This is a genomic window from Variovorax sp. LARHSF232 (assembly GCF_052871435.1).
The window spans coordinates 64348-79419 of the sequence record NZ_JBIXJS010000007.1 but is presented as its reverse complement, the minus strand read 5'-3'; the positions used below and the strand labels follow the sequence as shown (position 1 = coordinate 79419).

The window sequence follows — 15072 nt, the reverse complement described above, 5'->3', positions numbered from 1 at the left end:
AGCCTTGATGAGCGCCACCCTGCTTCTCGCCGGTGCCGCGGCACGCTGGGCCACGCGGGCTCAGTTCTTCTGCTCCGGCTTCATCTTCGCGACCTGGGGCGTGCACATCCCGACCGTCAAGCTGCACTACGGGATCAACGAGGCCGAACTGGGCCTGGCCATGCTGGCTGCCGGCGGTGGCGCGCTGCTCGGCCTGACGCAAGCCGGCCGCTGGATCGGGCGCCATGGCGCGCGCCGCACCACCGCCGCCTGCGGCACGGTCTACGCATTGCTGCTGGCGGCTCTTGTTGCCATGCCAGGCTATGCGGCGCTGTTGGCGCTGCTCGCCCTGTTCGGCGTCATGACCAGCGTGTTCGACGTGGCCATCAACACCGATGCCGCACAGCTCGAAGCGCAATCGCAGGGGCACCTGATGAGCAGCATGCACGGCATGTTCAGCCTGGGCGGCATGATCGGCGCGGCCACCGGCAGCGCGGCACTGGCTGCCGGCATCGCGCCGGCGCTGCACCTGGCTTGCGTGGCCATTGCCAATGCACTGGTCATCGGCACGGCCGCGGCGTTCATGCTGCCTGGCCAGCTGACGCGCTCTCCATCACCCGAGGCCGGTTTTCAGCTCCCTCGTGGCGTGCTGCTGGTTCTGGGCGCACTGGCGGCGCTCGGACTGATCGCCGAGGGCGCAATCTACGACTGGAGCGTGCTGTACATGCACCAGGAGCTGGGCAGCCCGCAAGAGCAGGCGGCACTCGCCTACGCCAGCTTCTCGGCCGCGATGGCGGCGGCGCGCTTCGGCGGCGACGCCCTGCGCGCCCGCTTTGCATCCGCCTCGCTGCTGCGCGCCAGCGCCTGCCTGGCGGCCGCATCCATGGCGCTGGTGCTGCTGACCTCCACGCCCTGGATTGCCCTGTTGGGCTTCGCCGGCGTCGGCGTGGGTTTTGCCAACATCGTTCCGGTGCTGTTCTCGGCGGCAGCGCAAGTGCCGGGAATGGCGCCGGCGCGCGGAATCGCCGCGGTGGCGGCCGCCGCTTACCTGGGCTTCATGGCCGGACCGCCGGTCATCGGCTTTCTGGCCGAAGTCAGCTCGCTGACGAGCGCGCTGTACCTGGTGGTGGCCTTTGCTGCGGCGCTGGCTCTATCGGCCGGCCGCGTCGGCAGCCGGCGCTGAACGACGCTTGACGACTGCTGCGCTTTAGCGCACCGCGGGCACGGCGCGCGCCGCGGCGTGAACCACGGCATCGCCGAAGGCCGCGCCAAAGCGTTTGGCCAGGCGCTCGGCCACGTTCTCGTGGCGCGTGTAGTCGACCAGCTCCTCGGCCTTGACCACCTCGCGCGCCACGAAGTCGACGCTGCCCAGCTGGTCTGCCAGGCCGATGTCGACGGCCTGCTGGCCGGTCCAGAACAGGCCGCTGAACAGGCCTGGGGTCTGGACCTTGAGGCGATCCCCGCGCCCGGCTTTCACCACGTTGATGAACTGGGTGTGGATCTGGTCCAGCATCTGCTGCGCATGCGCGCGCTGCCCGTCGCTGATGGGGCTGAAGGGATCGAGAAAGCCCTTGTTTTCGCCGGAGGTGAGCAGCCGGCGCTCGACGCCGACCTTTTCCATCACGCCGGTGAAGCCGAAGCCGTCCATCAGCACGCCGATGCTGCCCACCAGGCTGGCCTTGTCGACGAAGATCTGGTCGGCGGCCGCGGCGATGTAGTAGGCAGCCGACGCGCAGGATTCCTCCACCACCGCGTACACCGGCTTGTTGTACTTGGCACGCATGCGCTTGATCTCGTCGGCCACGATGCCTGCCTGCACCGGACTGCCGCCGGGCGAATTGATCAAGAGCACGATCGCCTTGGCGCCTTCATCTTCGAAGGCAGCCTTCATGGCGGCGGTGATGAACTCGGCACTGGCATCGGCCCCCTGGGCGATCTCGCCCTTGACCTCGACCACGGCGGTGTGCGCGCTCGACTTCACCGCGGTTGGCGTCGCGCGCGAGAAGCCCAGCCAAGCCAGCGCGACGAAGAAGGCAAGCCAGGCCAGGCGAACGCCTGTCTTCCAGCGCCGGGCGGCCCGCTGCTCCTGCAGCGCCGAAAAGGCCAGCTTCTCCAGCGTGGCGCGTTCCCAGTTCTTTTGCGAAGAGGCCTCGCTGGCGCTGCGTGCCGTGCCAGGCGGCGGTTGGAAGGGTTCGAAACCTTCGGGTTCCGTACGGGATTGTTCAGTCATGAGGGTCTCAGAAAACCAGAGGTTTCAGGTTCCAGTCAGTATGCCAGCGCACCACGCCGCCCTGTTCGCTCAGGGCAATCTTGACCAGGCCGCCGCGGCACGGTCCGCCAGCGCATTCGCCGGTATCAGGGCGATAGACGGCCCCGTGGGTGGCGCACAACAGCCATTGGCCGGTGTCGTCGAAAAAACGGTCCGGCTGGTAGTCCAGCTCCATCGCCACGTGACTGCAGCGATTGAGAAACGCATGCGCCACGCCCTCGAAACGGACCGCGAAGGCGCGGCAGCTCTGGCCTGCGTGCACCACGTCGAAGGAGACCGCCTGGCCGCCTTCGACCAGCTCCGACGAATTGCAAAGAGGAATGGGTTCGTCCGTCATTGAAAAAGCCTTTGCGCTGCGCGCCGCAATTTCAACCGTTTTGCAGCAACCACGTCTGCAGGCCGGCCACCGAATGGGCCACGAACAGCGGGCTGAGCGCTTCGAAGGTGTCCGGCTGGTGCGCCCCATAGCTCACGGCCACGCTGGCGCAACCGGCGTTGCGCGCCAACTGGAGATCGTGCGTGGTGTCGCCGATCATCAAAGTGCGCTCCGGCGCCACGCCCTGCTCTTCCATCAGTTCAAGCAGCATGCGTGGATGCGGCTTGCCAAAGGTCTCGTCGGCCGTTCGGGAGCCGTGAAAGCGACCATTCAGCGCGGTGGTGGCCAGCGCTGCATCGAGGCCGGCGCGCGATTTGCCGGTGGCCACGGCCAGCTTGTGGCCGCGACCCTGCAGGGCATCGAGCAAAGGCAGCACGCCCTCGAACAGCACCAGGTCATCGTGGTGCTGCATGTAGTGATGGCGGTAACGGGCGCCCAGCTCGGAATACTTCTCCCGCGGCACATCTGGCGCGGCGCGGGCCAGCGCCTCGCCCAGGCCCAGGCCGATGACCCAGGCGGCATCGAGGTCGCTGGGACGGGCACCACCGACATCAACGACGGCGGCCTGGATGCAGCGCACGATGAGGCGCGTGGAGTCGTACAGCGTGCCGTCCCAGTCGAAGGCGATCAGGTCGAAGCGGCGGGAGGTGGCGGAATCGGTCATGGAATCTTGGAGAGCTGTTCGCGGGCGGCTGGCGGCAGCACGTCGGCCAAGTCCGGCGGCAGGTCGGCCTGCAGCGCCATGCGCTCGCCCGCTGCCGGGTGGTTGAACTGAAGCCGCCACGCGTGCAAGAACATGCGCTTGAGCCCCAGCTTTTGCAAGTGGCGGTTGCGGGTGTAGTCGCCGTATTTTTCATCCCCGGCGATCGGATGGCCGGCCGAGGCCAGATGCACGCGAATCTGGTGGGTACGGCCGGTCTTGATGGTGACCGCCAGCAAGGTCATGGCCTGCGCTTCGCCCGGCAACACGACAGGCGCCAGCACCTTGACCAGCGTGACGGCACGCATGGCGTCGGGATCATCCTTGGCCACCACCCGCACCCGGCGTTCGCCCTCCCCGGCCGCTCCATCGGCACCCGGCAGCAGGTAGCGGGCCAGCGGCGCGTCGAGCACCTTCTTGTTGGCTGGCCAGTCGCCCAGCACCAGGGCCAGGTAGGTCTTGCCGGTCTCGCGTTCGCGGAACTGATCCTGCAGCTTTGTGAGGGCGCTGCGCTTCTTGGCCACCAGCAAGATGCCGGACGTTTCCCGATCCAGCCGGTGCACCAGTTCCAGGAACTTGGCTGCCGGGCGGGCCGCGCGCAGCTGCTCGATCACACCGAAGCTCACGCCGCTGCCGCCGTGCACCGCCACGCCGGCCGGCTTGTCGATGGCGATCAGGGCGTCGTCTTCATGCAGCAGTGCGAATTCACGCGCCGGGACCGGCTTGGCCGCAACGTCCGGGGCCGAACTCGCGGACGTACGCATCGGCGGCAGCCGGACCACGTCGCCATCTTCCACCCGCGTCTCGGCCTGGGCGCGGCCCTTGTTCACGCGCACCTCGCCTGAACGGATGATCCGATAGACGTGCGTCTTGGGCACGCCCTTGAGGTGGCGAAAGAGGAAATTGTCGAGCCGCTGGCCGGCAGACTCCTCGTCCACCGTCAGAAATTTGACCGATTCACCGGGGGCTCGGCCTTGCGATGTCGGGGGCATCGGCTTCGCACCTATAATGTTTTTCACCAGCGCGGTCATGTAAGTGCTTGATTAGACGAGAAGTTTAGAGCACCCGAGAAGCCGCGCTGTGAGGTCGATGCCGCTTTGGCAGCGCTTTCTGCAAACCCCGCGCCCCAGCGCAAAGTGGCAGAAACACTGCACAAGTCAAGCCGACGCCCACGAAACACGAAAACGGAATTCCCAGCCGGCAGACCAAACACCTGCCGGCGGATCGAAGCGAGACTCTTGTGCTGATGTTGCTGATTCAAATGGTCCTGCACTGGCTAAAGCCGGTTGCGCTGGCCATTGAATTTGCCGCGGAACGCGTCACCAACGTTGCGTTCCCAGCCGTCCCACAGACGGCGCATCGGCATCACATCGGGCTCGCCCCCATCCACGCGCCCCCACTCCGACTGACGAGCTAGCGCTCGGGCAGACGGCACGTTCACGCGCGCCCCAGCTGCCACGCAATCGGAGTCCAGCGGCAATCCCGTCGTTTCGCGAGCGGTCGTCCGTGCATCGTTGGCCCGTCATGGGCATGTAGAGCGATAGAAACAAGGACAACGCATCATGAAGCGGATGCTGATCAATGCCACGCAGGCCGAAGAACGCCGCCTGGCCATCGTCGATGGACAAAAGCTCCTCGACTATGAAATCGAAATCGAAGGGCGCGAACAGCGCAAGGGCAACATCTACAAGGCCGTCGTCACCCGCGTCGAGCCTTCGCTGGAAGCCTGCTTCGTCGACTACGGCGAAGACCGCCACGGCTTCCTGCCGTTCAAGGAAATCTCCAGGCAGTACTTTGCGGAAGGCGTGTCGGCCAACTCGGCGCGCATCAACGAAGCCATCCGGGAAGGCCAGGAACTGGTCGTCCAGGTTGAAAAAGAGGAGCGTGGCAACAAGGGCGCGGCCCTCACCACCTTCATCTCGCTGGCTGGCCGCTATGTCGTGCTGATGCCCAACAACCCGCGCGGCGGTGGCGTCAGCCGCCGCATCGAGGGCGACGACCGGGCCGAGCTCAAAGAGGCGATGGACCAGCTCGAGTACCCCAAGGGCATGAGCATCATCGCGCGCACTGCCGGCATCGGCCGCAGCGCGCCCGAGCTGCAATGGGACCTGAACTACCTGCTCAAGCTGTGGGGCGCCATCGACGGCGCGGCCAAGGGCGGCAAGGGCGCCTTCCTGATCTACCAGGAATCCAGCCTCGTCATCCGCGCCATTCGTGATTACTTCAACCACGACATCGGCGACATCCTGATCGACACCGACGACATCTACGAGCAGGCCCAGCAGTTCATGGCGCACGTCATGCCCGAGCATGCCGGCCGTGTGAAGCGCTACCGCGACGATGCAGCCCTGTTCAGCCGCTTCCAGATCGAGCACCAGATCGAGTCGGCCTACGCCCGCACCGTGCAGTTGCCCTCGGGCGGCGCCATCGTGATCGACCACACCGAAGCGCTGGTGTCGGTGGACGTGAACTCGGCGCGCGCCATCAAGGGCGGCGACATCGAAGAGACCGCCACCCGCACCAACCTGGAGGCCGCCGACGAAGTGGCCCGCCAGATGCGCCTGCGCGACCTCGGCGGCCTGATCGTCATCGACTTCATCGACATGGACGAGTCGAAGAACCGTCGCGAAGTCGAGAGCCGCCTGCGCGACGCGCTACGCCAGGACCGCGCCCGCGTGCAGTTCGGCTCGATCAGCAAGTTCGGCCTGATGGAAATGAGCCGCCAGCGCCTGAAGCCCGCGCTGAGCGAAGGCGCTTCCATCCCCTGCCCGCGCTGCGGTGGCTCGGGCCATATCCGCGACACCGAATCGAGCGCGCTGCAGATCCTGCGCATCATTCAGGAAGAGTCGATGAAGGACAACACGGCGGCCGTGCACGTGCAAGTGCCGGTCGAAGTGGCCTCCTTCCTGCTGAACGAAAAGCGCCCCGAGATCGCCAAGATCGAGCTCAAGCAGCGCGTCACCGTGCTGATGGTGCCCAACAAGACGCTGGAAACGCCCAACTACAAGCTCGAACGCCTGAAGCACGACGATCCGCGCCTGGACCACATCGAAGCCAGCTACAAGATGGCCGACGAGATCGAAGATCCGACGTCGGTCACGCGCCGCTCGCAAGAGCCGACCAACAAGCAGACGCCGGTGATCAAGGGCGTGCTGCCCGACGCACCAGCGCCGATCGCCATGCCCAAGCCGGAATCGGCACGTGCTCCGGCCGCGCCGCGCGCGCCCGCGGCGGCTCACGCACCGGTAGCGACTCCTGCTGCACGCGCGCCGGCCGAGAGCCGCTTCATCAGCTGGCTCAAGGGCCTGTTCGGCGGCGGCTCGGCGCCGGCCGCGAAGCCCACACCGGCACAGGCGGCCGCACCCGCAGAAGCCAAGCCCGCACGCCGTGATGGCCGCCCTGGCCGCGACGGCGAAGCCCGTGCCGGTGAACGCCGTGGTGGACGCGATGGCGAGCGCCGCGGCGGCCGTGATGGCGAAGGCCGTACCGCACGCGAAGGCGAGCGCCGCAGTGGACGCGGCGGCGAACAGCGCCGCGACGGCCGCTCAGAGTCGCGCGGCGACTCGACAGTGCGCGAGCAGGCCAGCCGAGACACTCGTGAGGTACGTGAGCCGCGCGAGCCGCGTGAAGCTCGTGAGCCACGCGAGGCCCGCGCACCACGCGAAGGCCGCGAGGCTCGCGACGGTGAGCGCCGCGGTGGCCGCGGCGACCGTGGTGAGCGTCGCGACGAGGCGCGCGCCATCCCCGCCGTGGACAGTGCACAAGAGGAACTGAACGAAGCCCAGATGGCCGCGCCGGAACGTCTGCTTGGCGAAGGGGCCGCGGCCAGCAGCGATCGGCCGCAGCGCGGCCGTGGCGAGCGCCGCGAGCGCGGTGACCGTAGCGAGCGCGGTGAGCGCCGCGTCGAGGCCGAGTCGGCCAATGCGGATGCCGCACACGCCGAGCCCCGGCCGGATGCCGAAGCCGGCCAGGCTGCCGAGGCCGTGCGCGGCGACAACGAGGAGCGCCGCCAGCGTTCGCGCGACCGCTATGGCCGCGACCGGCGCGAACGCGCGCCGCGCGAGAGTGACGAGGCCCGCCAGGAATCGCCCGTCGCCGTCGAAGAGAGCGTGCCGGCGCAGCCCGCCATGCCGATCGTGCGTGCCGCATCTGAATCGGCGTCGCCACCTTCGCTGGAACTGCGTGCTGCGCCCCTGGCGCAGCCGATCGAGGTGCCGTCCGAAATGGCGCGTGTCATGCCGAAAGTGACGCCATTCGAGCTTCCCTTGGCGCATCTGGCGCAGATCGCCGAAGGCTCGGGCCTGCACTGGGTGAATTCGGACGCGGAGCGCGTGGCCCGGGTGCAAGCCACCATTGCGGCCGAACCCAAGCCGGTCCATGTGCCGCGCGAACGCCCGGCCGCCGTTCAACTGGACGACGGTCCGCTGATCCTGGTGGAAACGCGGCGCGACCTGGCCCAGGTGGTGCTCCCCTTCGAGGATGGCGCATCGGCAAGCAACCCGCGCGTGAGCTGACTGAACCGGCGGCAGTTGCCGCCAGGCAATCCCCTGAACGAGGGCGACCAGGATTTTTCCTGGTCGCCCTTTTTCATTGCCCCATGCGCCGGCATGCCCGCCCGCGACATGAAACGCGAGACGCATCCGGTTACCACAGGATTCGTAGTTGGTGCACACACACCACAAATTTCACAGTTGTCGTGTTACTCGTGATAAAAACTAAGGTATTACACGCAAGTAATCTTCTGCTGCAACGCAGCATCAAAAAGAAGACGGGTTCCGCGCAACGCCACGAGCTCACATTCGCCGTATGGCGTACCTCTTTTGAGGACAGGACAATGTCAGTCGAATGTGTTCAAATTCTTGCGAATAGTATTAAAGCGTTACACTGCCCGCCCGCCGTCAACCTGGCTCGCTGCTGCACCTGATTCGAGGATTTGCATGTTTCGACCTGATTCCAGCGCCCACGGTCATTTGGACCGACAACTGTCTCCCGGGGGAGGGGGAAGTTCATCGTCTTACGTCGCGACGGTCCTGCCGCGCCGGATGAGTCTTCTGGAACGCATTGCCAAGCGCGCGATGGACATCCTGGGCGCGCTGCTGTTCTTCCTGGTGTGCGGCCCCTTCTATCTCCTGGTTGCCCTGTGCGTGCGCGTCAGCATGGGCAGCCCCGTTCATTTCGGCCAGGTTCGCCTGGGTGAAGGCGGCCGGCGTTTCCGCTTCTACAAGTTCCGTTCGATGGTGCATGACTCCGACACCGTGCTGGACCAGTTCCTGAGCCAGAACGACATGGCGCGCACCGAATGGGACACCTTCCAGAAGCTGGAAAAAGACCCGCGCGTCACCTCGACCGGCCAGTGGATCCGCAAGCTCAGCCTGGACGAACTGCCCCAGTTCTGGAACGTGCTCAAGGGCGACATGAGCCTGGTCGGTCCGCGTCCCTGCATGGAGCGCCAGCGCACGCTGTATGGACGCGACTGGGAGCACTACTGTGCCATGCGCCCTGGCATCACCGGCCTTTGGCAGGTCAGCGGGCGCAACCGCCTGCCCTACGCCAGGCGGGTCGAGCTCGACGCCCACTACGTGAACAACTGGTCGCTGTGGCTCGACGTCAAGATCCTGCTCAAGACCGTCGTGGTGGTCTGCACCGGGGATGGCTCGCGATGAGCCGGATCCTGCCCATCGTTCTGTGCGGTGGCAGTGGTACCCGCTTGTGGCCGCTGTCGCGCAAGACGCTGCCCAAGCAGTTCGCGCCACTTCTCGGCGACAAGAGCCTCCTACAACTGACGTTGGAGCGCCTGCGCCTGCTCAGTACCGATGTGATGTGCGTGGCGGCCGAAGAACATCGCTTTCTGGTCCAGGAGACCACGCAGGCGGCGGGAGTCGGCGGTTCCCAGTTGCTCGAACCGAGCGCACGCAACACGGCGGCAGCGATGGCCGCGGCCGCCTTGCTGGCCGAGCCCGGGCAACTGCTGCTGTTTGCGCCCGCCGACCATCACATTCCCGACCCTGACAAGCTGGCAGCCACCGTGCGCAGCGGCGTGGCGGCGGCGCAGGCCGGCTACATCGTGACCTTCGGCGTGGTGCCCACCTTTCCGAGCGCAGGCTACGGCTACATCCGTCAGGGTGCCCCGCTCGAAGGAAGCGCCGGTGAGCAGGGTGCCCGCCGCGTCGACGCCTTTCTCGAAAAGCCTGCTGCCGATCGCGCCGCCCAGATGATCCTGGCCGGCGGTCACTTCTGGAATGCCGGCATCTTTCTGGTCCAGGCGCAGGTGCTGCTGTCGGCGCTCGCGCAGCACGCGCCAGACATCCTGGAAAGCTGCAGGCGCGCCACCGCACGGCCGACGCGCGACGGCGACTTCATCCGCATGGACCGCGCCGCCTTCGAATCCTGCCGCAGCCAGAGCATCGACTACGCGGTGCTGGAGAAGTCGGAACAGGTGGCCGTGGTGCCCTTCGAAGGCGTCTGGAGCGACGTCGGCAGCTGGAACGCGGTGGCGGCCCTGCATCCCTGCGACGAGCAGCACAACCGCATCAGCGGAAACGGCTTCGCCATCGACGCGACCCGCACATTCATTCACGCACCCACCCGGCCCGTGGTGGCACTCGGAACGCGTGACCTGCTCATCGTCGACACGCCCGATGCGCTGCTGGTAGCCCACAGCGACAACGCGGAGCAGGTCAAGGACGCGGTCAGCCTGCTGACGACGCGCGGACGCAGCCAGGCGACGCGCCATCGGCGGGTCCCTCGGCCCTGGGGCGCCTACGACAGTGTCGATGACGGCGAACGCTTCGCCGTCAAGCGCCTCACGGTCAAGCCAGGCGCCAAGCTGGCGTTGCGCATGCACCACCACCGGGCAGAGCATTGGGTGGTCGTCAAGGGTGCGGCGCAGGTGCTGTGCGACGGGACGGCGACGCTGGTGCGGGAGAACGAATCCATCTATATCCCACCGGGCACCGTCTACCAGCTCGGCAACCCGGGCAAGACGGTGCTCGAGATCATCGAGGTACAGACCGGCGGCTATCTCGGCGAGGACGACGTTGTTCGCTTCGAGGAAGGCAGCGAGCCGGATTCAACGCAGGCGGCAGCGCAGCGGTTGATCGCCTGAACCCAACACCCAGATAGCTGGCCTTGCAGCAATCCACCATGAACGGCACACAGAAACGAATTTTCGTCGCGGGTCACAAGGGAATGGTGGGTAGCGCGATCGTTCGCTGCCTGCAACGCCAGGGTGCGCGGTCGATCATCACCCGTACCCACGCCGAGCTGGACCTCACCGATCAGGGCCAGGTGCGCGCCTTCTTTGCCAAGGAGCAGCCGGACGAGGTCTACATGGCAGCGGCCCGCGTCGGCGGCATCCACGCCAACAGCACCTATCCGGCGGAGTTCATCTACTCCAATCTCATGGTGCAGAACAACGTGATCCACGAAGCCTGGCGCAGCGGCGTGCGGCGCCTGCTCTTCCTGGGATCCAGCTGCATCTATCCGCGGCTGGCGCCTCAGCCCATGACCGAAACTGCACTGCTGATGGGCAAGCTGGAACCTACCAACGAGCCCTACGCGATCGCCAAGATTGCCGGCATCAAGCTGTGCGAAAGCTACAACCGCCAGTACGGCACCGACTACCGGAGCGTCATGCCGACCAATCTCTACGGTCCCGGCGACAACTACCACCCGGAAAACAGCCACGTGGTGCCCGCCATGATCCGGCGCTTCCACGAAGCCAAGATGTCGAATGCGCCCTTCGTGACGATCTGGGGAACCGGCCGCGCCAAGCGCGAATTTCTCTATGTCGACGACATGGCCGAAGCCTGCCTGCACACCATGGGCCTGCCCCAGCAGGTCTATGTGGAGAACACCCAGGCGATGGAAAGCCACATCAACGTCGGCACCGGCGAAGACCTGTCCATTGGAGAACTTGCAACCTTGGTGGCCGAAGCCGTCGGCTACCGCGGCGGGCTCAAGTACGACACCAGCAAGCCCGACGGCACGCCACGCAAGCTGCTTGACGTGTCGCTGCTGAACCGCCTCGGCTGGAAGGCGAGCACCCCATTGCGCGAGGGCCTTGCGCGTGCATACGTCGACTTTCTGGCTCAACAGGCGCGCGAACCTGAAGCCGTTGCCACGGCCTGAGCCGCGCCACCCCCGCGCCGCGCCCATGGGCGCGAGCGCCCCGGTGCCTGTGCCACGAACCATGCCTTCCGAGCTCGTCACCCTGATTCCCCCCGGCACCGGAGGCGTGCGCGACTACGCCGAGATCATGAGCCGGCACATCCCGAGCCGCCTCCTGGCACCCACGGAGCAAACGCCGCTGGCGGACTACGGCGGCGGCGACATCGTGCTGAACTTCAGCGGCTACGGCTACCACCCGCGCGGCATTCCCAGCTGGATGGTCGAACGGCTCGCCCAGCTGCGCGCAGGCGGATCCAGGATCGGCATCTTCTTCCATGAGCTGTTCGCGACGGAGCCTCCTTGGCGCTCTGCGTTCTGGCTGGGCCCCACGCAGCGGCGCATTGCGGCCGACCTCGGCAACCTCGCCACCTACTGGCTGACCAACTGCGACTCGGCCGCGCAATGGCTGCGCACGAACTGCACGCCGGCGCCGCATCGGGTGCTGCCCGTCTATTCGAACGTCGGGGAGCCATCGCCCCAGCCCGGCCCGCGCGCCGACAAGGTCGTGATCTTCGGCGGCTCGGCGATTCGCTCGAACACCTACCGCCGTCTCGGCCCGGACTTCTGGCGCTGGATCCTGGAGCAAGGCCTGAGCGTTCATGACATCGGCCCGCCGATCGAGACTTCCGACTACGACAGGCTGCGCGAATCCGGCCGCATCCGCGCGCATGGCAGTCTGCCGGCGGACCAGGTCAGCGAGTACCTCGCGCAGGCCAGGTTCGGCCTGCTGTGCTATCCACCGCACCTCGTGGCCAAGAGCGGCGTGTTCGCCGCCTATTGCGCCCATGGCGTGTGCACCGTGCTGCTGGCCGACATCTACCAGCCGCACGACGGCCTGCAGCCCAACGTGCACTACGCGGCCGGCCTTGACGCGCTCGAGAACGGAACGGCGGATCCCGCGACGCTGGGTGCCGCCGCACTCGCCTGGTACCAACCGCATTGCGTCCAAGCGCATGCCCAGGCCTTCAGGGCCCTGATGGCCGAATCAGCATGAATCCTTCCACACCACCGCGCACCATGGCGCCCGGCGCCGCTGCCCTCGCCCGCCCCGCGGCCAGCGCAGCCAAGGTGCGGCTGTCCGTCACCGGCCGCTTGTTCATCTCGGTCATGCTGATCGTCATCTTCGAAGGCGCAATCCGCAAGTGGGTGGCCGAGTCAAGCACCTTGCCGCTGATCCTGCTGCGCGACCTGCTCGCGGCATACACCGTCGGGCGCGCCTTCACGCACGGGCACTTCGCACGCCATCCTCAGCTGGCCTTGCTGATGCTGGCCTGGTCCTGCTGCGTGATCGGCTGGGGCTTGCTCCAACTGGTATTGGGCGAGAGCAATTTCGCGGTGCTGACGATCGGGCTGCGCTTTTGGCTGCTTTACCTGTGGTTCGCGCTGGCGGCCGCGGTCGGCATGAGCGAGCGCGACTACGTCACTGCATTGCGCGTTCTTCTGGCCACGCTGGTGCTGATGGCGCCGCTGGCCGTGCTTCAGCACTTTTCGCCGCCGGGCGCCTTCGTGAACCGGTCGCTCGACATCGACGAGGCGGACATCTTCGTCGTGATCGCCGGCGTCGTTCGAACCACCGGCACGTTCAGCTTCACCTCCGGTTTCACGATCTTTGTCGGCCTGTGTGCGCCCTTCGCGCTTGGCGCATTCGAGGCCCGCAAGCGCAACCCGGTGCACATGCTTGTGGCACTGATCGTGTTTGGCGCCCTCGTCACCTGCAGCCTGGTCAGCGGCGCGCGCGCCTCGGTCATCTACATCGGTGCCATGCTGGTGCTTTTCCTGCTCGGGAACCTGCTCTTCGCGCCGCTGCGCCGCAAGGGCTGGGCCCTGTTGGCGGCCTTTTTTGTCGCGCTGACGGTGGCCATCCTGGCGTTTGTCTTCCAAGGCGCGATCGAGGCGACGCAAGAGCGCTTCGAAGTCGCTGCCCAGAACGAAGACCTGCTGGAACGCATCACGTCCATCTTCCTGGGCGAGGCTGACCTTGCCGACAAGATGAACTGGCTCGGGGCCGGCATCGGCATCGGTTCCAACCTGGCGCAATACGTACAGTTCAGCAGCCGCACCATCTTCGTGTACGGCGAGACGGAGGCCGCGCGCACGCTGCTCGAAGGCGGTTTGCTGGGTGTCTTGTTCGTGTTGCTCAAGTTTGCCGTCATCGTTGGCGGCCTCGCTCGGGCTCTGCTGCTTTCGCTGAAGACGCAGGCTGTATTCCCGAGCCTGGTCTGGGCCGCGATAGCGCTGGCCCTGGTGAGCTGGCCGGCCATCGGCCAGCTCAGCGCAAATGGCTTGCTTGGCATCTTTCTGGCCCTGGGCTTGCTCAGTCAGCGCTATCCGAGGCTGCGACTGTTTGGCTGAAGTCTCGCGCATGAAGTTTCTCCACCTCATCAACTCGGTCGACCCGGCGGGCGGCGGTCCCATCGAAGGTGCGGCCCAGTTGCACCGAGCCTTGGTCGCGCAGGGCCATGCCGGCGAATTCGCGTCGATCGACGCGCCCGATGCACCGTGGGCACAGGACTTCGCCGCCCCGCTGTATGCCCTGGGCCCTGGAAAAGGACGCTTCGGCTACAGCCCCCGGCTTCTGCCTTGGCTGCGAGCCAACGCAGGCCGCTTCGACGCGGTGATCGTCAATGGCCTGTGGCAATACATCGGCCTGGCGACCTGGCGCGCGCTGGCGGGCTCTTCGACCACGCCCTACTTCGTCTTTCCGCACGGCATGCTCGATCCCTGGTTCAAGCGCCGCTATCCCTTCAAGCACCTCAAGAAGTGGCTCTATTGGCCATGGGCCGAGTACCGCGTGCTGCGCGATGCCCGCCGCGTGCTCTTCACATGCGAGGAAGAACGGCTGCTGGCGCGCCAGACCTTTTGGCTCTACCGCTGCAAGGAGGCAATCGTCTTCTTCGGCACGGCGCCGCCGACGGATGACCCCATTGCATCGAAGGAGGCATTCCTGGCCGCCTTCCCGCAGCTGCGCGGCAAGCGGCTGCTGCTGTTCCTCGGCCGCATCCATTCCAAGAAGGGCTGCGATCTGCTGATCGAGGCCTTCGCCAAGGTCTGCAGGGAAGCGCCCGATGTGCATCTGGTCATGGCGGGCCCCGATCCGTCTAACTGGCGTGCCGCGCTGCAAGAGGTCGCCGAGCGGCTCGGCGTCGCACCGAGGATCTGCTGGACCGGCATGCTCGCAGGCCCGCTCAAATGGGGAGCGTTTCGCGCTGCCGAAGCCTTTTGCCTGCCCTCGCACCAGGAGAACTTCGGCATTGCGGTGGTCGAGGCCCTGGCTTGCCACTGCCCGGTGCTGGTCAGCGACAAGGTCAACATCTGGCGCGAAATCGAAACTGCCCAAGCCGGCATCGTGGCGGACGACACGCTGGACGGCAGCGTGCAGCTGCTGGCGCGTTGGCTCGCCGAATCTTCGTCGTCGCAATGGGATGCACGGCGCGAAGCGGCGCGCCACTGCTTCGACCGGCACTTCAGAATGGATCAGGTGGCGCAGGCATTGCTTCACATCGTGCAGGAGGAGCAGTCGGCCCCCTTGCTCGAGCGCATGGACAGTCGCGGCGCCCATGTCTGACATACAACGGCAGG

Annotated in this window: 12 protein-coding genes; 8 read left to right on the top strand and 4 right to left on the bottom strand. The window is 66.4% G+C overall.

Annotated elements, in window-relative coordinates; genetic code table 11:
- The first annotated feature begins 7 nt into the window (after nucleotides 1-7).
- The gene (locus ACIPRI_RS18010; protein WP_446622841.1) at nucleotides 8-1162 is read left to right on the top strand and encodes an MFS transporter; all 1155 of its coding nucleotides are present in this window, start codon (nucleotides 8-10) and stop codon (nucleotides 1160-1162) included.
- Between the two features lie 24 nt (nucleotides 1163-1186).
- On the opposite strand, the gene ACIPRI_RS18005 is transcribed toward ACIPRI_RS18010, so the two are convergent.
- Genes ACIPRI_RS18005 through ACIPRI_RS17990 form a run of 4 tightly spaced genes read right to left on the bottom strand, consistent with a single transcriptional unit; the run spans nucleotide 1187 to nucleotide 4316 of the window.
- The gene (locus tag ACIPRI_RS18005; protein ID WP_446622840.1) at nucleotides 1187-2209 is read right to left on the bottom strand and encodes a S49 family peptidase; all 1023 of its coding nucleotides are present in this window, start codon (nucleotides 2207-2209) and stop codon (nucleotides 1187-1189) included.
- Nucleotides 2210-2216: 7 nt separating this feature from the next.
- Nucleotides 2217-2585: a Rieske (2Fe-2S) protein gene (locus ACIPRI_RS18000; RefSeq protein ID WP_446622839.1), complete on the bottom strand. Its 369-nt coding sequence runs from the start codon at nucleotides 2583-2585 to the stop codon at nucleotides 2217-2219.
- A 31-nt stretch (nucleotides 2586-2616) separates the two neighbouring features.
- Complete coding sequence (locus ACIPRI_RS17995; RefSeq protein WP_446622838.1) at nucleotides 2617-3288, bottom strand: HAD family hydrolase; 672 nt, start codon at nucleotides 3286-3288, stop codon at nucleotides 2617-2619.
- The gene (locus ACIPRI_RS17990; protein ID WP_446622837.1) at nucleotides 3285-4316 is read right to left on the bottom strand and encodes an RluA family pseudouridine synthase; all 1032 of its coding nucleotides are present in this window, start codon (nucleotides 4314-4316) and stop codon (nucleotides 3285-3287) included. The genes ACIPRI_RS17995 and ACIPRI_RS17990 overlap by 4 nt, the downstream gene beginning before the upstream one ends.
- 570 nt (nucleotides 4317-4886) lie before the next feature.
- On the opposite strand from ACIPRI_RS17990, the gene ACIPRI_RS17985 reads away from it, so the two are divergent.
- The 7 genes from ACIPRI_RS17985 (at nucleotide 4887) to ACIPRI_RS17955 (ending at nucleotide 15058) form a co-directional block, all read left to right on the top strand.
- Nucleotides 4887-7838 carry an Rne/Rng family ribonuclease gene (locus tag ACIPRI_RS17985; RefSeq protein ID WP_446622836.1) on the top strand — a complete coding sequence of 984 codons (2952 nt, stop codon included), beginning with the start codon at nucleotides 4887-4889 and terminating at the stop codon, nucleotides 7836-7838.
- A gap of 528 nt (nucleotides 7839-8366) precedes the next feature.
- A complete protein-coding gene (locus ACIPRI_RS17980) occupies nucleotides 8367-8987 on the top strand; it encodes a sugar transferase (protein ID WP_446622835.1) in 621 nt (206 codons plus the stop codon).
- Nucleotides 8984-10429, top strand: a complete 1446-nt coding sequence (locus tag ACIPRI_RS17975; protein ID WP_446622834.1) for a mannose-1-phosphate guanylyltransferase/mannose-6-phosphate isomerase — start codon at nucleotides 8984-8986, stop codon at nucleotides 10427-10429. The genes ACIPRI_RS17980 and ACIPRI_RS17975 overlap by 4 nt, the downstream gene beginning before the upstream one ends.
- Nucleotides 10430-10467: 38 nt before the next feature.
- Nucleotides 10468-11454 carry a GDP-L-fucose synthase gene (gene fcl, locus ACIPRI_RS17970; RefSeq protein ID WP_446622833.1) on the top strand — a complete coding sequence of 329 codons (987 nt, stop codon included), beginning with the start codon at nucleotides 10468-10470 and terminating at the stop codon, nucleotides 11452-11454.
- 61 nt (nucleotides 11455-11515) lie between these two features.
- Nucleotides 11516-12487 (top strand): hypothetical protein, encoded by a 972-nt coding sequence (locus ACIPRI_RS17965; RefSeq protein ID WP_446622832.1) that lies wholly within the window; start codon nucleotides 11516-11518, stop codon nucleotides 12485-12487.
- Complete coding sequence (locus ACIPRI_RS17960) at nucleotides 12484-13845, top strand: hypothetical protein (protein WP_446622831.1); 1362 nt, start codon at nucleotides 12484-12486, stop codon at nucleotides 13843-13845. The genes ACIPRI_RS17965 and ACIPRI_RS17960 overlap by 4 nt, the downstream gene beginning before the upstream one ends.
- A gap of 10 nt (nucleotides 13846-13855) precedes the next feature.
- A complete protein-coding gene (locus ACIPRI_RS17955; protein ID WP_446622830.1) occupies nucleotides 13856-15058 on the top strand; it encodes a glycosyltransferase in 1203 nt (400 codons plus the stop codon).
- Nucleotides 15059-15072: the final 14 nt, after the last annotated feature.